Annotated in this window: 19 protein-coding genes; 17 read left to right on the forward strand and 2 right to left on the reverse strand. The window is 45.5% G+C overall.

Annotated elements, in window-relative coordinates; translation table 11 throughout:
- The first annotated feature begins 533 nt into the window (after positions 1-533).
- Entirely contained in the window at positions 534-2,000 is a 1,467-nt protein-coding gene (locus HMPREF3190_RS04790) for a cytochrome ubiquinol oxidase subunit I (RefSeq protein ID WP_082715173.1), read from the forward strand.
- Positions 2,000-3,094 carry a cytochrome d ubiquinol oxidase subunit II gene (gene cydB, locus HMPREF3190_RS04795; protein ID WP_066780894.1) on the forward strand — a complete coding sequence of 365 codons (1,095 nt, stop codon included), beginning with the start codon at positions 2,000-2,002 and terminating at the stop codon, positions 3,092-3,094. Before HMPREF3190_RS04790 ends, cydB begins: the two co-directional genes overlap by 1 nt.
- Before the next feature lie 502 nt (positions 3,095-3,596).
- Here cydB and HMPREF3190_RS04800 read toward each other — a convergent pair.
- Positions 3,597-4,733: an ABC transporter substrate-binding protein gene (locus tag HMPREF3190_RS04800; protein WP_066780900.1), complete on the reverse strand. Its 1,137-nt coding sequence runs from the start codon at positions 4,731-4,733 to the stop codon at positions 3,597-3,599.
- Positions 4,734-4,970: 237 nt separating this feature from the next.
- Between HMPREF3190_RS04800 and HMPREF3190_RS04805 the strand changes: the two genes are divergently transcribed.
- The 7 genes from HMPREF3190_RS04805 (at position 4,971) to purB (ending at position 12,456) form a co-directional block, all read left to right on the forward strand.
- On the forward strand, positions 4,971-6,080 hold the full coding sequence (locus tag HMPREF3190_RS04805; protein WP_449676242.1) for a FecCD family ABC transporter permease: 1,110 nt from the start codon (positions 4,971-4,973) through the stop codon (positions 6,078-6,080).
- The gene (locus HMPREF3190_RS04810) at positions 6,080-6,886 is read left to right on the forward strand and encodes an ABC transporter ATP-binding protein (RefSeq protein ID WP_066780903.1); all 807 of its coding nucleotides are present in this window, start codon (positions 6,080-6,082) and stop codon (positions 6,884-6,886) included. Before HMPREF3190_RS04805 ends, HMPREF3190_RS04810 begins: the two co-directional genes overlap by 1 nt.
- A gap of 110 nt (positions 6,887-6,996) precedes the next feature.
- Positions 6,997-8,295, forward strand: coding sequence for a hemolysin family protein (locus HMPREF3190_RS04815; protein WP_066780905.1), 1,299 nt, complete (start codon positions 6,997-6,999; stop codon positions 8,293-8,295).
- Between the two features lie 20 nt (positions 8,296-8,315).
- The gene (locus HMPREF3190_RS04820) at positions 8,316-9,236 is read left to right on the forward strand and encodes a PspC domain-containing protein (protein WP_066780907.1); all 921 of its coding nucleotides are present in this window, start codon (positions 8,316-8,318) and stop codon (positions 9,234-9,236) included.
- Positions 9,237-9,507: 271 nt separating this feature from the next.
- A complete protein-coding gene (locus HMPREF3190_RS04825; protein ID WP_066780909.1) occupies positions 9,508-10,167 on the forward strand; it encodes a potassium channel family protein in 660 nt (219 codons plus the stop codon).
- 19 nt (positions 10,168-10,186) lie between these two features.
- Entirely contained in the window at positions 10,187-10,858 is a 672-nt protein-coding gene (locus tag HMPREF3190_RS04830; protein WP_066780911.1) for a potassium channel family protein, read from the forward strand.
- A 239-nt stretch (positions 10,859-11,097) separates the two neighbouring features.
- Positions 11,098-12,456 (forward strand): adenylosuccinate lyase, encoded by a 1,359-nt coding sequence (gene purB / locus HMPREF3190_RS04835; protein WP_066780915.1) that lies wholly within the window; start codon positions 11,098-11,100, stop codon positions 12,454-12,456.
- Positions 12,457-12,540: 84 nt separating this feature from the next.
- On the opposite strand, the gene HMPREF3190_RS04840 is transcribed toward purB, so the two are convergent.
- Positions 12,541-14,295: a hypothetical protein gene (locus tag HMPREF3190_RS04840; protein ID WP_066780920.1), complete on the reverse strand. Its 1,755-nt coding sequence runs from the start codon at positions 14,293-14,295 to the stop codon at positions 12,541-12,543.
- A 203-nt stretch (positions 14,296-14,498) separates the two neighbouring features.
- Here HMPREF3190_RS04840 and HMPREF3190_RS04845 point away from each other — a divergent pair, with 203 nt between their 5' ends.
- From HMPREF3190_RS04845 to HMPREF3190_RS04880, 8 genes are all read left to right on the forward strand, one after another.
- A complete protein-coding gene (locus tag HMPREF3190_RS04845) occupies positions 14,499-15,218 on the forward strand; it encodes a response regulator transcription factor (protein WP_066780922.1) in 720 nt (239 codons plus the stop codon).
- Between the two features lie 98 nt (positions 15,219-15,316).
- Entirely contained in the window at positions 15,317-16,651 is a 1,335-nt protein-coding gene (locus HMPREF3190_RS04850) for a sensor histidine kinase (RefSeq protein ID WP_449676245.1), read from the forward strand.
- A 236-nt stretch (positions 16,652-16,887) separates the two neighbouring features.
- Entirely contained in the window at positions 16,888-17,760 is an 873-nt protein-coding gene (locus HMPREF3190_RS04855) for a phosphoribosylaminoimidazolesuccinocarboxamide synthase (RefSeq protein WP_156425727.1), read from the forward strand.
- Positions 17,761-17,857: 97 nt separating this feature from the next.
- Complete coding sequence (locus HMPREF3190_RS04860) at positions 17,858-18,448, forward strand: DUF805 domain-containing protein (RefSeq protein ID WP_066780926.1); 591 nt, start codon at positions 17,858-17,860, stop codon at positions 18,446-18,448.
- 285 nt (positions 18,449-18,733) lie between these two features.
- Entirely contained in the window at positions 18,734-19,441 is a 708-nt protein-coding gene (locus HMPREF3190_RS04865; protein ID WP_066780929.1) for a queuosine precursor transporter, read from the forward strand.
- A gap of 254 nt (positions 19,442-19,695) precedes the next feature.
- On the forward strand, positions 19,696-21,126 hold the full coding sequence (locus tag HMPREF3190_RS04870; RefSeq protein WP_082715199.1) for an alanine/glycine:cation symporter family protein: 1,431 nt from the start codon (positions 19,696-19,698) through the stop codon (positions 21,124-21,126).
- A 70-nt stretch (positions 21,127-21,196) separates the two neighbouring features.
- Entirely contained in the window at positions 21,197-21,691 is a 495-nt protein-coding gene (gene queF, locus HMPREF3190_RS04875) for a preQ(1) synthase (RefSeq protein WP_066780931.1), read from the forward strand.
- 331 nt (positions 21,692-22,022) lie between these two features.
- Positions 22,023-22,448: a TOBE domain-containing protein gene (locus HMPREF3190_RS04880; protein WP_066780932.1), complete on the forward strand. Its 426-nt coding sequence runs from the start codon at positions 22,023-22,025 to the stop codon at positions 22,446-22,448.
- Positions 22,449-23,041 lie beyond the last annotated feature (593 nt).

Consider the following 23,041-nt stretch of genomic DNA (forward strand, 5'->3'; position numbering starts at 1 on the left):
GTGCGAGAATCGGGATTTCATTAAGTCGACATTCTCACGTGCGAGAACGGGGCTTCATAAAAACCGACCGAATAGTCAATTAAGCGTATGCCACTGTATGCCTTTTGTTTCAAGAAAGAAAGCACATTGTCATTTTTTGACTGAATAGTCAAAAAAAATACACAAAACAGCATTTGCCGCTTGTCAGATTTGTTGGCTTGCACGGTGCAGTATGTCGCTTACTATATTCGTTGGCGCGCACCGCACACGCACGCCACACACCGCACAGTGTGCCGCTTACCGTATTCGTTATCGCGTCTCGCATATTCAACTCGTGTTGCCATTTTGTTACTTATAGAGGCGACCTGCTTTTTTGCCGCTTAAAATAATATTGTTAAAAAACAAATTGCTTCCAACTTACCTCTCATAAAATTTAACAGTATAATGATTGTAAGCATGTTTGTACCCTATACGTTTCGTACAGGTAGCCGCTGTCAAACGTAGTATAAAAGTGCTTGTGAATTAGTCGAATAGAGAGATAGGGGAGGTGCAGTATGGGATTCTTAACTGACGTTATAGCGCTGTCGCGCTTCCAGTTTGCGTTTACTGTGGCATATCACTTTATTTTTGTGCCATTGTCAATTGGCCTTGGTCTTATTGTCGCAATTTTAGAAACGAAATATTATCGTTCACGCAAACCTGAAGACGCTGCTGCGGCACATTTCTGGTTAAAGATATTCACTACTACCTTTGCAATCGGTGTTGCTACAGGAATTACCATGGAGTTCTCATTCGGAACAAACTGGGCAAACTATTCTCGTTTTGTAGGCGACATCTTTGGAGCGCCACTTGCAGCTGAAGCGCTTTTCGCGTTCTTCTTGGAGTCGGTGTTCTTAGGAGTTTTGCTATTCGGAAGAAAACGCACTTCTCCGCGCTTTTATATGGTGTCCGCTTGGTTGGTGTGGATTGGCTCTCTGCTTTCAGCTTTGTGGATTCTTATTGCGAATTCGTGGATGCAAACACCAGGCGGTGCTGAGCTTGCATCAGATGGCTCCAAGGCAATTATTACTAATTTCTTTGCAGCCGCGTTTAACCCTTCAACTGCAACGCGCTATTCACACACCGTTTTGTCGTTGCTGGTCATGGGCGCGTTCGTAGCGTTATCGGTAGCGGGATACTATTTCTTGAAGAAGCGCCACATTGAATTTGCGCGCACTACTGCAAAAGTAGGTGCGATTGTTGGTTGCGTTGCTGCTATCTTACTGTTGGTATCGGCGCACGCTACCGCTGTTGGTGTTTCGGTTGAACAGCCTACAAAACTTGCAATGATGGAAGGTCAGTACAAAGATGAACCTGCTGCCTTGTATCTTTTTGGTTGGGTTGATCAGAAGAATCAGCAGGTTATTGCACCATTTAAGATTGAAGGCGGCACAAGCTTTTTAGCAACAAACTCCTTTGATACAAAAGTTCCTGGCTTAAATTCACTTGCAAAAACCGACAAGTTTAAAGATTTAAACCCCGAGCAGCTGCCTGTAAACGCTGTATTTCAATCATATCACCTGATGGTTGCGTGCTTTGGACTTATCGTTTTGGTTATCATTCTTGCATTTGTTGGATTGAAAAAGCCAAAACTGTTCGAGAAAAAATGGGTTGGTCGCATCTTGCTTATTGCGCCTGTATTCCCCTTTCTTGCAATTCAAGCCGGTTGGATGACCGCAGAAGTTGGTCGTCAGCCATGGGTTGTATATCCGTCAACCTCAGGCCCTGATGGCGTATCAATGCTTACCGCAAATGCTATTTCGCCTTCAGTTTCAGCTGTTGAGTTGCTTATCACTATTTTGTTGTTTGTAGTTGTGTACGTATTTTTATTCATTGCGTGGGTGCGTGTAATTTCGCACTTCCTGCATGAAGGACCTGTTGAAACTCCGTTTGCGCCAAGCCCTAAGGCGGCACAAAAGCATGTTGCTGCAGCCCAAAAAGCTACTCACGAAAAAGCTCAAGCGGAAGGAAGTGAAGCATAATGGAATTCACCGTTCTTGAAGTTCTTTGGTACTTCCTCATTTTCCTTCTTATAGCAGGATATTTTGTACTTGATGGATTCGATTTAGGCATCGGCGTTCTCTCGCCATTCGTTGCAAAAGACGAAAAAGAGATGCGCATATGCCGTCATGCAATTGGCCCTGTATGGGATGGTAACGAAGTATGGCTTCTTACCGCAGGTGGCGCGCTGTTTGCGGCCTTTGCGCCTGCGTATGCTACTACGTTTTCTGGTTTTTATCTTGCAATTATGTTGGTACTGTTCGGTTTGATTGTACGTGTATTCGGTTTGGAATATGCTCATCACGACCCAGCATGGATGAAAGTTTGGAACGCGTTGTTCTTTATTGGATCCTTGCTGCCTGCACTGTTAACTGGTGTTGCTGTTGGTAACGTTTTTGCTGGTATTCCTATGGATGCTGCTGGTAACTACAATGGCATTCCGCTGTTTGGTCTTATTTCACCCTTTACGCTGCTGTGCGGACTGTTCGGCCTGTGCATGATGCTTACTGCTGGTGCGTGCTGGCTGTCACTGAAGGCGCCGCTTCACTCTAACTTGCGTAAGCGCGCAGTTGCTATTCGCGTACCGTTACAAATTGTAAACTTGGTATTATTCGTTTTGATGACACTCCATGCACTTCTTATTACGAAGTTTGATACGGCACCTGTTTTAGCGCCCGTACGTTGGATTTTCTTTGTACTGTTTATCGTGTTGTCACTGGTGTCATTGTTTACGAACCTTAAAGGTAAGGCTTTGCTTGCACAGGGTGCAACCGATGAAGCAAGTGCGAAAGCCGCCTACAAGCTTGATTTGATTGCTTTCATTACGCAATCTGCAACAGCTATTATGGTTGTATTCCTGCTTGCAACATCAATGTTCCCGTATTTGGTGGCGGCAAGTGCTAACAGCGTTGGCCCTGCTCTTACCATTGCGAACACTGTTGCAGCTGACGGCACGCTGTTCTGGATGACAGCTATCGCATGCGTTGGTGTGCCAATTGTACTGGTGTACCATGTAATAACGTACTACACCTTCCGCGGACGTATTAAGGAAGAAGACTTGGACGCAGGCTATTAAGCCAGTTGCTCAGGACGCACCTTATTAAGCGTGCTGTTCAGGAACGTTCAATTGAAAGCACCTTGCTTTTTGCGAGGTGCTTTTTTTGTGGCTGCTTCATGCAAAAATGTGCTGAGTTTCGTACAACGTAAAGTCTTGCAAAGTGTTGATAGTCATAAATATATCCACTATAAAATGGTATAAAAAACGCCCCGCATAACACGGGACGCTTTGAGCACCGCAAGAACCGCGCCACGCAAGAATGAAACGCCCCGCATAATACGGGGTGCTCACTTGCAAGAATGTATTGAAAACGCAGCCGTCATACTGCAATCATGCAACTACGTAGCAGTTACGCATAACGAGTATCGCATAACGAGTATCAATTACGCACAGCTCGTGTGGCAACTATACCGGCAGCGTGCGCAACTTCGTACCACTACGCCGCAACTACGCAGCAGTAATACCGCAACTATACCGGCAGCGTGCGCAACTCCGCATCACTGCACAGCAGCCATATAGCTTACTCAGGCTTCTTCGCTGTAAGAATTTGCTTTGCCTGATCGTCGGAAAGCGTAAAGTTATAGAAATCTTTATAGAACGCTTTTGTTTCTTTTACCATATCAAGGTCGCGGAACAGCTGCGGATGCAGTTTCGCAGCAGCCCACAGTAACTGCAATGCTTCTTCGCCTGAATAACGATCCCATGGGAATGTTCCCAGCGGATTTGCATACACGGTATGATTTTTAACAGCTTTAATGCCTGACCATTTTTTATCAGCCATCAGCGTTTGTACACTTTGAACATTGCCGTTACCACCGATGATAATAACGTCTGGATCGGCTTTTACAACCGCCTCAAGGGTAATTTGCATAAGGTTTTTACCCTCATCAATTGCATTTACACCACCAGCTTGTTCAATCCATTCATTTACGATGGATGTTTTGCCATCGATGGTAAGTTTCTCGAGATTAGCAACATGCAGCACTTTTGGCTTGTCTTCTTTTTTCAGTTTGTGCGTTTTCGCGGCTATGCGATCGAGGTTTGCATCAAGCAACTTTGCCCATTTCTGCGCACGTGTTTTAGCTTCACCACCAAGTACATCACCAGTTAGCAGTACACTTTTGCGCATTCCTTCAAAATTCTGGAATTCGCAGTTCACAGCCACTAAACCGTTGTCGCGTGCAGTTTTGATGTCAGCATCTGAGGAACCGAACACCACGGACGGCTTCAGCTTGATAAGCTCTTCAGAGTTCAGAACGGCTGCTTTACCGCCACCAGTTACCAGTGTTGTTACATCTTTGATGCGCGGGTACACTTTTACAAACCAGTCGGTTTTCTTGATGATTTCAGTAGTGCCTACTAGCTTGTCGGCTGCACCAAGCATCAGTGTTACTTGGTTATGTGCGTGCCATATATCCGCAATTGATGTAATTTCATTGGGGATTTCTACTTTTGCACCCTTCATATCGGTAACGGTATGCGTTTTAACAGGTGCTGCCGCTTGTGGTTTTTTGTCAGTTCCTTGCGAGGCGTTCTTGGTTCCCCCTGAACAGGCACTAAGACCTGCAATACCAAGTGCTGCAACGCCGCCCGCACCTACCTTTACGAATCCTCGTCTCGAGAGTTGTTGCTCTTCGTTAATGTCGGAAGATTTCATAAGCTCCTTCTTCCCGGTTCGTGGTTTTTATTCCATCTTGAGAATAGTACAAAATGAAAATTTCGCAAGTAGTAGCAAGGTTTTATAAGTAAATTGTATATTTTTTATGGGTCATTTGTATGCTTATGTAAGAAGATAACTCCCTGTACACCGCTTATATAAGAGATGATAATTTTATAAAGCCTCTTGTTTTATATTGAAATGAGAATAATCTTTGCCTAGTATAAGGCGCGTGTATTGAGCAGCAAGCTCGTAAAAGAGCAGTTTATTGTGGGGATACAGTACATGAAGAACGTTATACATCACCATCAGCCCAACCGGCCGCAACGCTTCGCACTTAACGCCCTGCCTTTAAGCGTTACCCTCACAGCGCTCTTAGCGCTTTTGGCAATTTTTGCACTTATTGCATTGTGCGTTGGGCGTTTTCAGGTTGATCCGCTTCAAGCGGTGCGCATTATCGCATCTCCTTTTATAAATGAGCCTGTCACCTGGACATCAAATGAATATAGCGTCATTATGAACGTTCGCGTGCCGCGCGTTATAAGCGCCATATTGGTAGGTGCTGCCCTTGCTATTTCGGGCGCATCGTATCAGGCAGTGTTTAGAAATCCGTTAGTGTCGCCCGACATTTTGGGTGTATCAGCTGGTGCATGTGTAGGTGCTGCCGCTGCTATTTTGTTGAATTTCACCAGTTGGTACATACAAATTTTCGCATTTGTAGGTGGCATTATTGCGGTACTTATTACGGTTGGTATACCTCAGCTTATGCGAAAATCGTCCAATATCGTGATGGTTCTATCAGGTATTATTGTTGGTGGATTTATGAGTTCCGTTATCGGCTTGCTGAAATATGTTGCCGACACCGACACACAACTTCCAGAAATTGTGTATTGGCAGCTGGGTTCTATCGCGAAAGTGAATATGGAAACGCTGCAATTTACCGCTCCTGTTTTGGTGATTTTTATCGCGTTGTTGCTGTTATTCCGCTGGCGGCTTAATTTGCTCGCACTTGGAGAAGCGGAAGCAAAAACGCTTGGTGTGCATTTAACGCTTGAACGGGGATTTGTGATTGTTGCCTCTACGGTGCTTACGGCATCAGCGGTGAGTGTTTCAGGAACGATCGGCTGGATCGGCCTTATAATTCCGCACGTGTCGCGGCGTATTGTTGGCTCTGATAATAAGCGTTTGCTGCCTATTACCATTGTAGTTGCTGCTATATTTATGCTGATAGTTGATACTATTGCACGCAGCGTGTGTTCGCTTGAAATTCCGCTGAGTATTCTTACTGGTTTCATTGGCGCGCCCATCTTTGGATATTTGCTGGTACACCAAAGGAGGGTTGACTAATGGCTGGGCCGTCTTCTTCCTCTCATCAGGTGTTATTGCAAGCACGATCGATCTCATTTGCCTACAAACACAATCAGCCTACGTTTCAAAATGTAAGTTTTGACATCCGTAAAGGAGAAATGTTCTCGCTGTTGGGCCCTAATGGTGCCGGTAAATCGACGTTATTGAATTGTCTTTCAGGCGTCGATCACCCGTATGAGGGCACGGTACTACTTAACAATAAGCCTATATCGCGTTTAAGCCCCCGCGAAGTGGCAACGATGCTTGCGTATGTTCCACAGCACATTTCAACAACCTATGCCTTTTCAGTACGCGAATATCTTGCATTTGGTGCAGCACCGCGTTTAGGTGTATTCACATCTCCTGGCAAAAAAGTGTATGAACTTGTTGATACTGTTGTGGAGCGCCTTGGATTACAACCGCTGATAAAGCGTCGAATTTCAGAGTTGTCGGGCGGGGAGTGTCAGCGGGTAGCGATTGGTCGCGCTATTGTGCAACAGCCATCCATTATTTTATTTGACGAACCCACAAGCGCGCTTGATTACGGCAATCAACTGCGCGTTTTGCGCTGCATGCGTCAGCTTTTAAGCGATGGCTTTACTATTGTCATGACAACGCACAATCCTAATCATCCACTTTTGCTGGGTGGACGGGTTGGTTTGTTGAACAAACAAGGGCAATTAACGGTTGGCAATGCGCAAGATGTTCTTACTGAACAGGTGTTATCCGAACTCTACGATGCACGGCTGCATATGGTGCGCATTGAAACGTTGCGTCGTGATTGCTGCTTGCCTGATAATTTGTAGCGCTTATCCATTCCAGCACATCCAACTGCGAAGCATTAAAAGGTAACAGCTCAGCACCTCTTTGTTATTGCTTTTTATAAGGCGCTCCACAATATGATAAAGTGACAATTATGAACACAGCTTCTTCAAAAACATCAGATACTCCAGCGCAGGCGTCTGCTGATACTTCTTCGTCTGCTTCTTTTTCCACGTCATTTTTGCATCGTGCACGCCGCTTGTTCTCGAAGCGTACGATGCGTGATGTATCGGAAGACGAAATAAAAAGCCTGGTAGATGACGCAGATAACCTCATCGATGATAAAAAACGCATGATTGGTGAGATTCTCGACTTAGACGAGCTTGCTGTAAGCGATGTTATGACGCCACGTGTAGACATGATTGGTGTTTCCGATGATGAAACGGTACGCAGCGCGCTTGAACGTATGCTAGGAACTGGCTATTCGCGCATGCCTGTGTTTCACGAAGATCTCGATTCTATCGTGGGGCTTATTCACTTAAAAGATTTAGTACAGCCGGCACTTGATGGGCAAGAATTGCAGCTCGCAGTGCAGTATTCTCATGACACTTTTTTTATTCCCGAAACGAAAGACCTGTTTTCACTGTTACGTGAAATGCAGGAAAAGCGCCAGCAAATGGCTGTTGTCGTGGATGAATATGGCGGCACTGATGGGCTTATTACCGTTGAAGATATTGTCGAAGAGATCGTTGGAGAAATTATTGACGAATCCGACTCACAACACGCATTTCTTATCGAACAGGGAAATGGCGAGTGGATTGCTGACGGACGCTTGACGGTTGAAGATGCGCGCGAGGCTGGTTTTCCTATTGAAGAGTCGCAACAGTATGACACTATTGCTGGTTGGTTTATGAGTGTTATCGATGCTGTTCCACAAATTGGTCGAGAAATTCAGCATGAGGGCTTTTGTTTTAGGGTGCAAGATATGCGCCGCCGTCGCATTCGTTTGTTGCATATTTCTCGTATGCTATCAGGTAATCTATCCGATTCTACCTCAGAACATCACACACCAGAACACCAATCATTGCATAATGCTGAACGCACGGTAGTGCACGACGCAATACATAATGCATCGAACAACACATCTCGCAAACACGCAGATTGCTTAGAGCCTCATACCGACAATGCCACCAGCACACAGACTTCCAGCATACATGCTTCAGTGCAATCGTCAGCGCCATCCTTGGCAAGCGATGGTGTGGTACGTACTTCCCCTAGTACCGTTTCTGCAGATCAGTCATGCATATCTGAAGTCATATCTGAATGTGCGCATACCACTCATCATGCTGCTGCACAGCAAGCAGAGCAATCGGACACTTCGCGCCTCGCGAAAACACCTGAAAAAGACACAGGACCTGCCAATGTTTGTCCGAGTCGTATCGATACGCCTTAAGTTTGCGAAATGGATCGCGTATGTCGCCTGAACGTTCTCATCATTCACATGTGTTGTATCGTACCAAATATGGTCGCGTAGCAGGCATTTGCGCAGGTCTTGCCAAGCATTTTAATGTTCCTGTGCATACAATACGTTCGGCTTTTTTGCTGTTGATGGTTATGACGCTTGGCATTGCAGGTGTTGTTTATTTGGTGCTTTGGCAAATACTTCCCGTGAAAGATGATACGTGCGATCTGGTAGATGTTGTGCCGTTTACAGCACATTCAATGCGCTACCACGTTGTTGCATCGCCAACACAACACAGCGAACACGTAACGTCTCATGCTTCTACGCCAACGCATCGCCATCCGTTTATGCCGCCTCAAGCTACTAAAATGCCTTTTGAACGCCTGAAAGAAAAATGGCGCTACTGGTTACAAGACGATTTGCGCTCCGTTCCGTTTATTGCACGTATCGCCTTGTCAGTAGGCTTATTTGTGATGTTTACCTTTATTGTATTGTCGGGACGATTTTTATTTCCCCATAGTCAATGGTGGTATTTCTGGCCATTATTCTTTATGGCGCTTGGAATGATTTGCATTGTTGCGCCAGTAAACGACTTTTATTATTGCGTTGCTTTGCATATTGCTGGAGTAGGCGTCACCTTGTTTTCAGGCGCATTACTGCCGTGCTGTTTAGGTGTTTTAAGCTGGCTTACCTGGCTTAATGCTATTATGTATCTGTGGCCATTTATTGCTGTTGCGCTTTCATTATATTTTGTGGGAGTATTGCGCAATTCAGTACTATTAATGCTGGTAAGCCTCGGAATTTTTGCTATTTGTGTAGCGGTAGTTTTGTTTGTGCTCTACGTTCCAGGAAGCGTGCAAACGGTATGCTTGCATGGATTGGGAGCTTCCGATTTATGCCTTTTTACACCAGATGGAAAGTGGATTTTCTAGCCGCTTGCGAATATGCCTGCTTACTGGTACACCTACCACGTATCCTCATGTTGTGCTCGCACGTTTATCTTCATGTTCCGCTTGCCTGCTTTCGCGTCTTCTTATCTTTACGTGTGATAGCCTGCTTTTTTATCTGCGCTTGTTACATTCGCTTTTCTGCTTGTGGTTGTTACATTCCTTTTCCGTACACGAAAATATCACGCACACCCGCGCCGTCGCCAGAGTATAATAAGCGCTAAACAAGCTCAGCAAATCAGAAAGGCGCTAGCATATGAGCAATATCATCATTGTTGGATGTGGGCGAGTAGGCTCACAACTTGCAATCATGCTTTCTAATAATGGCGATAACGTGTGCGTAATCGATAAAGACGCCGAGGCGTTTTCTAATCTTGGGCGTAACTTTAATGGTCAAACGTTGCAAGGCATTGGTTTTGATGAAGAAACGCTTATGCGCGCGGGTATTGAAGATTGCGATGTGCTGGCAGCTGTTACGCAATCGGATAACGCAAATTTAATGGTAACGGAAGTAGCAAAACGCCTGTTCAACATCCAACATGTTATTACGCGCTTGTACAATTCCGATCACGAACACGCGTATTTGCAACTTGGTATCGACTACGTATGCGGTACATCGCTTGTAGCCGAGGAAGTGTTTGGCAAGGTTGTTTCGGGGCATTCGGGACATCTTGATACATTTGGTGAGTATGAAATTTTGCGTTTTTCACTTAATCTTTCTCATATCAAAACTCCTACCATTCGAGTAGGTGATATTGAAAAAGAGCACAATATACGTATTGTTGTATTTGAGCGCAGTGACGGTTCAGCATCGTCAATTCCTAATGCCGACTCAATTTTATATCCTGGTGATACGGTGGTTGCTTGTGTGCATCACGAGCTTATCGATTCGTTCATGAAATTTGTACAAGATTAAATGCAGATGAGGAGCTTGCATGCGCATTGTAATTTGTGGTGGCGGCAAAGTGGGAGAGTATCTTGCACAAGTGCTGCTTGACAAAGGAAATGAAGTTTCTATTATCGAGCGAAATACGCAAATTGCCGACCGTCTTTCGATGATACTCACGGGACGCTATCTGGTAATAAATGGCGATGGATGCGACTCGAAATTTCAGGCTGATGCAGGCGTGGGTAGGGCAGATGTGTTTGTGTCTACCACGGGACAAGATGACAATAACCTTGTAGCGTGCGAAATTGCTCAGCGTGTCTTTCATGTTGCGCGTTGTGTCGCGCGCGTGAACGCTCCTAAAAACCAGCGTATTTTTCGGGCGTTGAATATAGAAAGCGTGTCGTCTACCCAGCTTATTGCTACGCTTATTCAAGAAGAAGCATCTCTTGGCTCGATGACAACCATGGCAGCGCTTGCCGATAGCAATGTAACGCTTACCGAAATTTCTCTGCCGAAGTTTAAAAACGCGGATATTTTAAGCGGTGTTGCGGTAGGAGATATTCCTATGCCTGATCAGTGCCTTATTGTTGCTGTGCTTGGTGATGCAGGTGTTGAAGTAGCTATGCCATATACTATTGTACTCCCCGGTAATAAGGTTTATGTGATTGCGAATAAGGAAAACATTGCCGATGCGCGAGAAATTTTGCGTTCGCTTTAGGATAGTTATCCCCTGAACAGGTAATTTGCTACTATTTCATAAAGCATCGCATGAATTACTGTATGAGTACTGTGCGAATCAAGGTACGAAGTGCTACGCGACGTATCGCACAACCTAACAACTGCTACGCGAAGAACTGTGCGAAGCACCATGTGATCTACGGTAAAAACTATAAGCACGAACTACGGTAAAAACCGCCCCGTGAACGGTATAACTACTACACGAAAGGACACGCTGTTATGATCGATCGTTATACGCGCCGTGAAATGGGCTCTATTTGGGAGCTGCAAAACAAATACTCCATCTGGAAAGAAATTGAAATTCTTGCGTGCGAAGCGCAGGCTCAGCTGGGAGTTATTGGCATAACAGCAAGCGATGCGCAGTGGATTCGTGACCATGCGCAGTTCAACGTGCAAGAAGTTGCTGAAATAGAATCTGTTACCAATCATGATGTTATTGCGTTTCTTACGAATATGGCGCACTATATCGATGCCGACTTGCCTGAAGGTGCTGCTCCGTGCAGCCGTTGGGTTCATTACGGCATGACATCTTCCGACTTGGGCGATACAGCGTTGTGCTATCAACTGGTACAAGCACTCGATATTATTTTGCACGATGTACGTGCGCTGGGCACCGTGTGCAAAAATCGCGCTTTTGAGCTGCGTGATGTGGTGTGCGTTGGTCGCACTCATGGTATTCATGCTGAGCCTATGACCTTTGGCATGAAATTTGCAAGCTGGGCATGGATGCTGAAACGTTGCGAAGAGCAGGTACTCGATGCACGAAAAACCATTGCTGTAGGTGCCATTTCAGGTGCTGTAGGAACGTACTCCAACATCGATCCGTTCGTTGAAAGCTATGTGTGTGAGCACCTTGGGCTTACTCCCGATCCACTATCGACGCAGGTTGTAGCGCGCGATAGGCATGCTCACGTGGCAGCTTGTTTAGCAACGGTTGCGGCGAGTTTAGAGGCGCTTGCCACGCAGGTGCGCTTAATGCAACAATCTGATGTTTTGGAAGTGGAAGAGCCGTTTAAGCAAGGGCAAAAAGGCTCGTCAGCAATGCCTCACAAGCGCAATCCCATCACTGTCGAGCGCGTGTGCGGTCTTGCGCGTACCGTTAAAGCGAACGCCCAGGTAGCCTTCGACAACGTGGCGCTGTGGTACGAGCGCGATATTTCACATTCAGGTGCCGAACGCACAGCGCTTGCTGATAGTTTTATAGCGCTTGATTATATGTTTGGCAAAATGCAAGGAATTTTTGAAGGCTTGCGCACGTATCCCGATAAAATGCACCACAATTTGTGGCGCACGCGTGGTCTTATTTTCTCGTCTCGCGTTTTATTAGCACTTGTTCAAACAGGCATTACGCGCGAAGATGCCTACGTTATCGTGCAGCGTCATGCGATGAGCGTATGGAGTGATATTCAAAATGCTCGCGCCGGTAAAAGCTTTGAGGAACGTTTAGCAGCTGACCCTGAAGTAACACTATCGCCTGATGAATTAAAGAAAATTTTCGATCCACAGGTATTTTTGTCGCGCGTAGATTACGTTTTCAAGAAGTTGGAAGCATTGCAGTTTGATACCGAACGTTCATAACGCGTACCTTTTATAACGTGTACACCTTTTATACTGTGCAGTAGTGCGCTACGATGAGCAGTCGTGCGGAGGCGCGTTGTATACTTATGCTTTTTCCCACACTTTTACACGGCATGCGCGTACGGGTTCTTTTCCAATAGGCTTATCGTCTATGCTGGTAAACGTGGCAAACGCACCATGAGTTCCACTGCTTGCGCACCACTCACCCCACTGCTCTGCACCAGAATCAACAGGCAGTGTTACGTAGGTTTTTGCACGCACGTCAAGCACTAAAATTGAATAGGTCGACTTTACAACAACAACATCATCGCACCAGCAGGGGGCTGTTGTAGGCATGCGTCCAAAATGAAACCATGGCGATGCATTGTAAAATGCCGCATATGAAGTGTCTGCATGCTGGGTATTTTCTGGGGCGTTTGCTGGTGTTTTGCCTGAGTTTGCGCCCTTTGATGCCGCTTGTGACGTTTGAGACGCTTGTGACGTTTTCATTGTTTGATCAGCTGATATTCCATTGCTCGTGTTGTTTTGAGCGCTTGCTTGTGGCGCTGTTGTTGCAAGAGGAAAGTATGTTCCAAGTTTAGTAATGCCCGTTTTATTTTTGTAGCTTCCCTCTATGCCAAAAGTAAAGCCGCTTGTTCCATAGCTAACGTTCACAGGGCGTATTCCAGCAGGTAATACCAAGCTATCTACCAGAGCACCAGTAGTATCAAACGCCATAAGGCGTGTATGCGAGCGCGATTGCTGCATGCGTTCAGCAGTACAGATAAATGTATTGCTTATAGCAAGTGATGCAACAAAACCCGCCTGTGATTCGCGAAAACAGCGAACAGCATTGTTGGTGTTTCCTGGCAAAAATGCGCTTCGAATACAACTTACTGATGGTTGTGAACTTGTCGGAGAAGCTTGAGTACGGGTGTTTTGTTGGTCATGTGACGCACCGCCGTGTGTACTATCGTGTGCACTACCTTGTATGTTACTTTGCACACCTGATCCAGCACCAGTTTGTATGTCTGATCCAGCACCATGCTGCGCACTGTCCTGCACTCCATTTTGCGTACTATCAGCTTGTTTGCTTGTCGTACCTGTTGCTTGTGTTTCAGGAACAGCAGTGCTTGTTCCTTTTGTTGTTGCCAGTGTTTGTGCAGCAAGCGTTGCCGATGCAGATGCAGCAACCGATAAAGATTGTTCGTGTGCGTTTGCTTTGGTTTTGCGCAATGGCACGTTAATCTGCCAAAATACTTGTTTGCCAACAATTCCTATGGTGGGCATCGCTTCGCTTTGCAATCCCTCGTCTAATAAAAGCGGCTGTTCAATTCCTGTAGCTGTTAATCGAGCACACCATATACGCCAGGTGTTGGTAAGAATGTGTGCTTCAAGCCATACGATGCCTTGTTGGCTTGCGCGCACGTCATAAATATCAAAACCCTCAGCATTATCGCGCGCCTGAGAAAGTACAATACGTGGCTTTTGTATGTCTTGCAGTTTACCTGCTGCAGTGCTGTGGCTCCCAAAACGAACAATCCCAACAGCATTAAGCGGATGTCCTGTTTGCGTAGGCGTAAGATAGGCAAGTATTCCCTCATCGCTCATCCACATAAGCGAGTGGTACGGCAAATCAAAACTTCCACGCAGGCGCATCATCGCATTTGGGTCGTCAAGCTGCGTAAATGCGTCCAGTGATACAATGTTTTCAGGTGTAACGGCAAGTTCGCTGGTAAGCGTTGTATTTTTTTTCGACTTTACGACACCGTTAACGCCAACAATTCCTGCCAAAACACCAGCCCCAATAGCGCCTCGTACAAGCGTTCGGCGTGTTATAGTAAGCTTTTGTTTTTGCATATATTCTTTCTCCTTTAAGAGTACTTGTTATTATATAGCCAGTAACGTGCATAAAATCATAACTTGTGCTACTTTTGAGCTTCTTTTGTTGGAATTGTGGATTACTTGTTAAGAATAAATTGGTACAATAGGCACGGAGCAAAAGAATACATAAGGTCGTTGCCTTTGTTTGCTCTTGCAGCGGGAGGATAGGTGAAATGTTCATGACCAACGAAGCCACTCGACGTATTCTGCTCGTCGAGGATGAAAAAGCAATTCGTGATGCCGTTACTGCGTATCTCGAGCGTGAAAATTACTGGGTAACAGCTGTGGGAGATGGCCAAGTTGCGCTTGACGAATTTGAAAAACACCACTTCGATTTGGTAATTCTCGATTTAATGCTTCCTCATGTAACAGGCGAACAAGTATGTCGTGTTATTCGCGATAATTCAGATGTTCCTATTATTATGCTTACGGCAAAAGGCGAAGTTGAAGATCGTATTATTGGTCTTGAACTTGGCGCTGACGATTATCTTATCAAGCCATTTAGTCCGCGCGAGCTGGTAGCGCGTGCGCGTGCGCTGTTGCGTCGTGTACATGCCGATAGTGAACCACAGCGTGAAGTGCTTGATTTTGGTGGGCTTATCATTGATGTATCAGGGCATAAAGTGCTGGTCAATGGCGAAGAGATTGATCTTACTGCCAGCGAATTTAAGCTGCTTACTACTTTGTCGCGTTATCCAGGTCGTGTATATTCACGCATGGAGCTTGTTGAAAAAGTTCTTGGCTACGATTTTGAAGGCTACGAACGCACTATCGATTCGCATGTAAAAAACCTTCGCGCAAAAATTGGTGACAATCCTCGTCATCCGCGCTGGTTACATACCGTTCATGGCGTGGGTTATCGTTTTGAAGATCCCACCAGCGCAAACACTTCCAATTAAATGCAATGCGGCTGTTGATGCGGCGCTTCGGTCATTCAATATGCAATGCGCTTAGCAAACTGCGCTCAGTAGTAATTGGTGTTGAATATACGCGCCGCATGACGGTATATTTTGCCTGTATAGCAGCCATGACAGCCTTTATTGCCGTGTGTGTTGTTTCTATTGTATGGGAACAATATTTCAACTTGTACACACGCGACAACATTCAATCGCTTGCCAATGCTACTGCACAGCAGATTTCTCGGTCATACGACAATAGTCACTCGTTTTCTGCATCCACGCTCGCAACAGCCGACAACGCTGCGCGCTTATATGCAGGCATGGGCGTTATGATTACCGATGAACAGGGGACAGTGGTATACAACTCAGCCGATCACGATCGCCATCGCAGTACGTTAGAGCGCGTTGTACCTGCTCGTGTTAATGGTGCAACATCTCCTATTTACAGTAACGGAAAAATTGTAGGCACGGTACGCTTGTGGATTGAAGGGTCTGACACCTTATTGCGCAATGCCGACAAGGAATTCCGTTCGCAATCGTACGGCGCAATGATGTGTTCTACTCTTATTGCGCTTGTATTAGCATCTCTGCTTGGATATTTATTTGCGCGTAATTTAATGCGCCCTATTAAGCGCATGCGCGAAACAGCAATGCAGCTTAAAGAGGGGAATTTATCTGCTCGAACAGGGCTTAAAGGTCGCGACGAAGTATCGCTTCTGGGTCGTACGTTTGATGATATGGCGTCTGCTATCGAGCGCGATCGTACGATGGAACGCCGCCTTACTACCGATGTTGCTCATGAATTGCGCACGCCGCTTATGGCAATTCAATCGACGGTTGAAGCAATGATTGATAAGGTATTCCCCGCTGATGAGCAGCATCTTGTAACCGTTAATACCGAAGTGCAGCGCTTGGGTCGTTTGGTTGACTCATTGCTTAAGCTGTCTCGGTTGGAAAATCGCTCCGTGCCATTTAAGGAAGATAGACTGAACTTAGCGCAGCTGATAGATGGCATAATTTCAACACACAAGTCGTACGTGCATGATGCAGGCTTGCGCTTGCACTATCATGCGCAGCACGATGTATATGTACGCGGAGATGGCGATATGTTGCGTCAAGCAACGGCAAACCTGATCTCAAACGCGGTGCGCTATACCCCCGCTGGCTCAGTTACCGTGCAAATTGGTGCAAGTGCTACCGAGGCGTATATAGCAGTTCGTGATACAGGAGTAGGCTTATCACCCGAAGAAGCAAAAATGGTTTTCGAGCGTTTTTGGCGTGCTGATGAGCATCGTAGTCGTGCAAGTGGCGGTTTGGGTATTGGTCTCAGCGTTGTGCGAGAAATTATTGAGCGCCACCATGGACGCATTCAAGTTGAAGGAGAAAAAGGCAAAGGCGCGTGTTTTACCATCTTTTTGCCGCGCTGTTCGTAGTGGGGAACGTGGCATTGTTGTAGCGTGTCGATGCTGGTAGAAGCGCGATTTGCCGCGCTGCTCGTAGAGGGATTTGTAGGGGAGTTTGCCGCGCTGTTCGTAGTGCTTGCCCGCGTTTTGCTCTCGTTTTTTCTGTGAACCTGATATAAGAACAGCGCATTGTGCGTGTATTGCGCGATAATACAAACGTTCACGCACTCTCCAGTTATGCGCTTTACAGAAAGGAAGCGGTTTTCGTGCTAGAAATCGACATTAAGCCAGATGCACAGGGCAAAGTTCGCGATATTTACGACCTGGGCGATTCGTTGTTGCTTGTTGCAACCGATCGCATTTCCGCGTTCGACTACATTTTGTCTGATACAATCCCCAATAAAGGTATTGTCCTTACACAGCTTTCATGTTTTTGGTTTAAGTTGCTTGAAGGCGTGGTAGAAAACCACCTTATCTCTAGCGATGTTGCCGACTTGCCCGCAAAGTTCAAGCCGTATGCCGATTACCTGCGCGGCCGTTTTATGCTGGTGAAAAAGGCAAATATGTTCCCAGCTGAATGTATTGTTCGTGGTTATTTAGCAGGAAGTGGCTTGAAAGAATATCGCGCAACACAAACAGTGTGTGGCATCACACTTCCAGCTGGTTTGCAAGAGTCGTCGCAGCTGCCTGAGCCTATTTTTACTCCGTCTACCAAGGCTGAACTGGGAGAACATGATGAAAATATCAGCTTTACGCGTTTGTGCGAAATCCTTGGAGAAAAAGATGCAAATACCTTGCGTGACCTTGCTGTTCGCATCTACACAACAGCGCGTAATCATGCTGCCGAGCGCGGTATTATTATTGCTGATACCAAGTTTGAGTTTGGACGCGTGAACGGCAACGTTATTCTGGCAGATGAGGTGCTCACACCCGATTCATCGCGTTTTTGGCCTGCGGAAAGTTATCATGAGGGCGTTGAACAGCCAAGCTACGACAAACAATTTGTACGCGATTGGCTTAGTGCACATTGGGATAAACAAGGTAACCCGCCTGCATTACCTGCTGACATTATCCAAAAAACAAGCGAAAAATACGTGCATGCGTATGAAGCTATCACAGGCGAAGCGTTTAAATTTTAAGTGCGCGTAATACATTTTTGTGTGTGACAAACGTGTTGCACATAGGTATACGCAACGGTAAGAACGAGACATTATAGGTGGTTAGGAGCCAGAACGTATGACTCAACGAAACCCATTGAATAGTCGCTATCAAAGCGATGAGAAACTTGGCAAAACACGTAAAAGTGCCGCTGCAGCAAAACCAAGCACAAAAGCTGCTGCTACGGTGTGTGCTGCGCCTCCGAAAACGAAAAAAGAAAAGCGCGCTGAAGAAGCTGCACGTGCTCGTAAGATACGTGCACGCCAGCTTCCCCAACAACGCGATGCTCAGTTTAATGTTCCAACACCCGAGTATAAGCGTGTTCGCCGTTTATGGTGGATTGTGCTTATTACAGCAATCGTGCTGGTAACAGTGTCGTTTTTACTTACAAAGGTGCCAGGTGTTCCCGTTGAACTTTCAACGGTGATACTTGTTATTGCGTATGCGTTTATTATTTATGCCATTTACCTTGATGTAGGAAAAACGCGTAAGCTGCGCCGAGCCTATCAAGTTGCTGTGCTTAACAATAAGTCGAAGGCTATTCGTGCTGAACAAAAGCGTATGCATGCCCAAAATGTGGAAGCAGCGCGCAAGCGTGCAGAACAGCCTGAGGAAGCACCTACGCCGCGAAAGGGGGTTTTTGCTCGTTTGTTCGGGAAAAAGAAATAGCCCCGAACGTTGGCGCTATGCGCCGCTCGCGTTTCCACACTGCTTGCTGGCTATGGGTCTTACCATTCGCTTTGTTCGCAAAGGAAATACGCGTGTCTCGCATTTCTAATATGCTACTAAGTTGGTATGATATATCATGCAAATATGCTACTATGTAGATATGATATACCATGTAGCATGTGACCATGGAGTATTCGACCATGTAATATGTGGCATACCAAGGAAATGCGCTGGTAACAATATGGTTGTTCGCAAAATCCAACCGAAAAAAACTAAGGATGAAACATGAAAAAAACGAATCGTAATTTAATGCTGTGCGCTATGATTTTTGTAGTTTCGTTGGTTGTTGCCAACATGGTTACTGCAAAAACGTTCACTACTGGAATTCCCCTGTTTGGACACGACATTATTCTTCCTGGTGCTGTATTCTGCTATGCACTTACGTTTCTTATGACCGATGTTGTTGGTGAAATTTGGGGCAAACGTGAAGCTCAAACCGTTGTGTTATGCGGTTTTGTATGCCAAGTGTTTGCGCTTATTTTGGTACTGTTTACACAAACACTTCCTGCTGTAAACCCCGATATGCAACATGCTTATGACATGCTGCTTGGGCAAAATGCGGTATTTGTACTGGGTAGCATGACTGCTTACTTACTTTCGCAATCGTGGGACGTTGTTATCTTTCATAAGCTGCGCAATCATTTTGTGTCGAACACCGGTGAGGGTGTTGCCAAGCGTTGGATATGGAACAACGCTTCAACTATGACATCGCAGATTATCGATACAGCGGTATTTATTATTATCAGTTTTGGTTTTGGTATGGGATGGATTTTCCATTTAGAAACATTGCCTCAGTTGGGCGGTATGATAGTAGGCCAATACTTGTTAAAATTTGTGTTAGCTGCACTTGATACGCCTGTGTTTTACTTCTTAACACGCCGCAGCCATGCTGGTTTACAAGTAGGGAAGCAAGTATCAGTGCTTGATGCGTAACATCGGTGTTGGATGTGTAACGCATCACGCACACCACACGCGTGCGCATGCGGTATATTTTACGTGCATGTAACGTTAACTGTGTAGACGCGCATCACATATGTGTAATGCATCACGCGCACCACACGCGTGCACGCACGGCAACCGATGGCACGCTCAGAATTTCTTTTAACGCTTTCTGCGCACTTCATGGTAGAATATTGTCCTTATATGCTTTATGGGGTGCATATTTCCACACAAAGAAAGATTCATGCATTATGGAAATTCTGGAACAAATAGACAGTTTAGTATGGGGTCCAGCAATGATATTGTTGTTGCTGGGCTCGCATTTGTATCTTACTATTCGCACACGTTTTATTCAGCGTAAACTTCCGAGCGCTATTCGCATGTCGCTTATTAATGATACATCAGAAAGTGCAGGCAAAGGCGACATCAGTCATTTTGGAGCACTTGCTACCGCACTAGCTGCAACAGTTGGAACAGGCTCTATCGTAGGTGTTGCAACCGCTATTTTGTCAGGTGGGCCAGGGGCTATTTTTTGGATGTGGATTACCGGTATTTTTGGCATTGCTACGAAATACACTGAAGTATTTATTGCTATTAAGTATCGCGTTATTGACGCACATGGCACTATGCTTGGTGGCGCGATGTATGCATGGGATCGCGCGTTCAAAAAGGATGGCAAAACTCCCTGGTATGCAAAGTTTTTTGCAATTGTATTTTCCATTTTTGCAGCTATTGCCGCGCTTGGCATTGGTAATGCCGTACAATCGAACGCCATGACAGGCATTATTACAGCACACAGTGGTATTCCTGCATGGATTGCAGGGCTTATTATTGCTGCTCTTGCTGCTGTTGTAGTAATCGGCGGCGTAAAATCTATCTCGCGCGTGTGCGAATTTTTGGTACCGATTATGGCAGTTGGTTATGCGCTTGGCTGCTTTATCATTCTTGCTATGAACGCTGAATTTATCATTCCCGCATTTCAGGAAATTATTCTGTGCGCTTTTACGCCACGTGCTGCTTTTGGTGGTGCTGTGGGTTCAGGAATTATGGTTGCGTTGCAATACGGTTGTGCGCGCGGTTTGTTTTCAAACGAAAGTGGACTTGGTTCATCGGCTATTATTGCTGCGGCAGCACAAACAAAAAACCCTGCTCAACAGGCACTTGTTGCCATGACAGGTGCATTTTGGTCGACGGTTGTTATATGTTTGCTTACGGGTATCGTTATTGTGTCAACGCTGTTAGCACACCCCGATGCGGTAAGTTATGTTGCAGGTCATCCTACGCTTTCCGGTACCGATTTGGCTAATTTGGCATTTCAACACGTGCCTTTTGTAGGAGCACCTATTTTAGCGCTGGGAATTATTGCGTTTTCATTTTCTACTATCCTTGGCTGGTATTATTACGGTAACCGTGCAGCAGCCTATTTGTTTGGAAGTAAAGGTATACGCGTTTATCAGGTGCTTTACGTGCTTGCTACGTTTTTTGGTGCGGTAGGTGTTGGCAATGTGGTATGGACTATATCCGACATCACCAACGCGCTTATGGCAATTCCCAATATCATAGTAACGTTATTGCTGTCAGGTATTGTCGCACGCGAAACGAAGCATTATGTTTATCAGCATCATATGGATGAAGAATCAAACGATCCTATTCCTACTATCACGAGCGTGCAATCATAGCGCACGATAAACGTGTGCACATATACGCACGAAACCGTACACATTCTTAACGGTACTTAAAGGAGATACTATGTCACAACGCGAACGCGACTCGCTTACATTGCTGGGAAACAAGCAGGTAGAATATCCAACTACCTATGATCCGTCGCTTCTGGAAACCTTTCAAAATCAGCACCCCACACGCGATTACATGGTTACGTTTCGCTGCCCCGAATTCACAACCCTGTGCCCTATTACGCATCAGCCCGACTTCGGCACCCTGTTTATCAATTACATCCCCGATCAGCGCATGGTTGAAAGTAAGTCGCTGAAGCTATATCTATTTTCGTTTCGCAACCACGGCGATTTTCATGAAGATGTTACCAATATCATTATGAACGACCTTATTGCGCTCATGCAGCCACGCTATATTGAAGTGCGCGGACTGTTTTACCCGCGTGGTGGAATTTCCATTTACCCGTTTGCTAATTGGGCAAATCCGCAGTTTTCATACGAGAGTATGGCACAACAACGCTTATTTTCGCAGTTAAGCGATATTGAAACACCTGCCTCATCTCATGTGTAAGAATAAACTGCCAGCTGTTGCACTCGATGAGCTGCCACACGCCATTAGTTGCCATTTCCTGTTAACTGCAACCCTCCCTCAGTTGCAACGTTCCGTTAGCTGCAACCCTCCGTCAGTTGCCACCCTCATGTGCACGTTTACGAGCTATCCAGCTCATAACACGTATATCGCTGACCCTCAAACAAAACGTTACGAAACATTACAAAACATTAAATAGAGGCTCTTTCTCGTATATGTGTGCGCTCACGATGCTTTTATCAGTCATAGTAAACGGTGTCGAAACGCGGTACATGCAAGCGTATGCACCGCACGCACAGAGGAAGGAACTATCATGAAATTATCTGCACGCAATCAATTTACGGGTGTTGTATCGCATGTAACAGAAGGTGCGGTAAATGGCATTGTAAGCATTAAGCTTGGCGAAGACACTATCAAAGCCAACATCACAAATGAAGCAATCAAAGAGCTTGGCTTGCACGAGGGTACAAAAGCTATGGCAGTTGTAAAAGCAACTAATGTTATGTTTGCCGCCGGATCAAGCAAAATCGAAGGTATTTCTGCACGCAATCAGTTTGTTGGTAAGATTGTTTCCCTTGAAGAGGGTGCGGTGAATGGTCACGTAAGCCTTGAAACAGCATCGGGATTGCGCATTTCTGGCTCTATTACGAACGAAGCTATTGAAGCGCTTGGTTTGGCAGAAGGCAACAGTGCTGTTGCACTGGTAAAGTCGACCGACGTAATTGTTGCGGTTGACTAAGTGCGCGCATGCTTATCGCGCTTCGTGTGCCTGCACAGGAAAACGAAGCGATAATGTACTGAACGATGCAAGCTTATACTGCTCTGCATAACATGCATATGCGTATGCTACGAATTGCAATTACATTGTGTGCGTATACGCAACGTATTTAGTCTGGGAAAATACAATATAAAAAGCATATGGCACACAAAATAAGCAACATATGACGAGTGAAGTAGGTTCACAAGCCCCTTGCAAAAGGGGCTTTTTTGCGGTGTAACACGTATCGTTATTACTAACACACAGCAAGCATACGGTATTATATGGTTGTGCTTGCTATATAAGCCCATGTAAACATTATAATTTTAATTTTTCGAGAAGCGATTTTGTTACGTGTCTATCGTTACATAACAAGCTAAGTTTTATCAAAGTATAAAAATACTATATTATATTCATAAATAAAGCACAATTATCATAGATGTAATAAATTATAACGAATGAGCATTTAGATACGGTTTTTCTTACACGAATGCTACCGGCGCGTGCATGGTACGTGTATTTGTTATGTGTTTGTAACCGTATATTAGAAAACGTGTTTAACCGTGCAATTAGTA

The sequence above is a fragment of the Umbribacter vaginalis genome (assembly GCA_001552935.1).
Taxonomy (GTDB): domain Bacteria; phylum Actinomycetota; class Coriobacteriia; order Coriobacteriales; family Eggerthellaceae; genus Berryella; species Berryella vaginalis.

Excerpts from the sequence above, each read along its gene's own strand:
- HMPREF3190_RS04790 (WP_082715173.1), top strand. The coding sequence starts at position 534 with ATGGGATTCTTAACTGACGTTATAGCGCTGTCGCGCTTCCAGTTTGCG.
- cydB (WP_066780894.1), top strand. The coding sequence starts at position 2,000 with ATGGAATTCACCGTTCTTGAAGTTCTTTGGTACTTCCTCATTTTCCTT.
- HMPREF3190_RS04800 (WP_066780900.1), bottom strand. The coding sequence starts at position 4,733 with ATGAAATCTTCCGACATTAACGAAGAGCAACAACTCTCGAGACGAGGA.
- HMPREF3190_RS04810 (WP_066780903.1), top strand. The coding sequence starts at position 6,080 with ATGGCTGGGCCGTCTTCTTCCTCTCATCAGGTGTTATTGCAAGCACGA.
- HMPREF3190_RS04815 (WP_066780905.1), top strand. The coding sequence starts at position 6,997 with ATGAACACAGCTTCTTCAAAAACATCAGATACTCCAGCGCAGGCGTCT.
- HMPREF3190_RS04820 (WP_066780907.1), top strand. The coding sequence starts at position 8,316 with ATGTCGCCTGAACGTTCTCATCATTCACATGTGTTGTATCGTACCAAA.
- HMPREF3190_RS04825 (WP_066780909.1), top strand. The coding sequence starts at position 9,508 with ATGAGCAATATCATCATTGTTGGATGTGGGCGAGTAGGCTCACAACTT.
- HMPREF3190_RS04830 (WP_066780911.1), top strand. The coding sequence starts at position 10,187 with ATGCGCATTGTAATTTGTGGTGGCGGCAAAGTGGGAGAGTATCTTGCA.
- purB (WP_066780915.1), top strand. The coding sequence starts at position 11,098 with ATGATCGATCGTTATACGCGCCGTGAAATGGGCTCTATTTGGGAGCTG.
- HMPREF3190_RS04840 (WP_066780920.1), bottom strand. The coding sequence starts at position 14,295 with ATGCAAAAACAAAAGCTTACTATAACACGCCGAACGCTTGTACGAGGC.
- HMPREF3190_RS04845 (WP_066780922.1), top strand. The coding sequence starts at position 14,499 with ATGACCAACGAAGCCACTCGACGTATTCTGCTCGTCGAGGATGAAAAA.
- HMPREF3190_RS04850 (WP_449676245.1), top strand. The coding sequence starts at position 15,317 with ATGACGGTATATTTTGCCTGTATAGCAGCCATGACAGCCTTTATTGCC.
- HMPREF3190_RS04860 (WP_066780926.1), top strand. The coding sequence starts at position 17,858 with ATGACTCAACGAAACCCATTGAATAGTCGCTATCAAAGCGATGAGAAA.
- HMPREF3190_RS04865 (WP_066780929.1), top strand. The coding sequence starts at position 18,734 with ATGAAAAAAACGAATCGTAATTTAATGCTGTGCGCTATGATTTTTGTA.
- queF (WP_066780931.1), top strand. The coding sequence starts at position 21,197 with ATGTCACAACGCGAACGCGACTCGCTTACATTGCTGGGAAACAAGCAG.
- HMPREF3190_RS04880 (WP_066780932.1), top strand. The coding sequence starts at position 22,023 with ATGAAATTATCTGCACGCAATCAATTTACGGGTGTTGTATCGCATGTA.